Source organism: Vibrio sp. Vb1574 (assembly GCF_033338675.1).
Genome location: NZ_JAWOTC010000454.1, coordinates 1 through 1050 on the forward strand (window position 1 = coordinate 1; position 1050 = coordinate 1050).

A 1050-nucleotide genomic window follows, 5' to 3' on the forward strand; every position below is an offset into this window, starting at 1 on the left:
TGAAGAAATCACTATTGATGAACTAATGGATTACATCCCTGGTCCTGATTTCCCAACGGCGGCGCTTATCAGCGGTCGTAAAGGCATTGTAGACGCGTACAAAACAGGTCGCGATAAGATCTACATGCGTTCAAAAGCGGAAATCGAAACAGAGAAAAACGGTAAAGAAACCATCATCGTTACCGAAATTCCTTACCAAGTGAACAAAGCTCGTCTGATCGAGAAGATTGCTGAACTTGTTAAAGATAAGAAAGTTGAAGGCATCAGTGCGCTACGTGACGAATCTGACAAAGATGGTATGCGTATCGTTATTGAATGTAAGCGTGATGCAGTAGGCGAAGTGGTTCTTAACAACCTTTACGCTCAAACTCAGCTACAAACGACTTTCGGTATCAACATGGTTGCGTTGAACAATGGTCAGCCACAGCTATTCAACCTGAAAGATATGTTGAAGTGCTTTGTGGATCACCGTCGTGAAGTCGTGACTCGCCGTACTATCTTCGAATTGCGTAAAGCTCGTGAGCGTGCGCACATTCTTGAAGGTCTTGCACTTGCTCTAGCGAACATCGATGAAATCATCGACCTAATTCGTAAAGCGCCGACTCCTGCTGAAGCAAAAGCTGGTCTTATTGCTCGTGGTTGGGATCTAGGTAACGTAGCAGCAATGCTTGAGCGTGCTGGTACTGATGCGGCTCGCCCAGAATGGCTAGAGCCTCAATACGGTATCCGCGACGGTCAATACTTCCTGACTGAACAACAAGCGCAAGCAATTCTAGATCTGCGTCTACATAAATTGACCGGTCTAGAACACGAGAAGATTCTTGCTGAATACAAAGAGCTTCTAGAAGAAATCGCTGAGTTAATGCACATTCTTGCAAGCACTGAGCGTTTGATGGAAGTGATCCGTGAAGAACTAGAAGCAGTTCGTGACGGATTTGCTGATGCACGCCGTACTGAAATCACAGCAGCTAGCCATGACATCGACATGGAAGAGCTGATTGCTCGTGAAGACGTAGTCGTAACTCTATCTCACGAAGGCTACGTTAAGTA

1 protein-coding gene is annotated in these 1050 nt (G+C 45.7%); it reads left to right on the top strand.

Translation table 11 applies throughout. The annotated features are described in order from the left end of the window. A partial coding sequence (locus tag R7O12_RS26825) for a DNA gyrase subunit A (protein WP_318127108.1) occupies window positions 1-1050 on the top strand: 1050 nt, incomplete at both ends.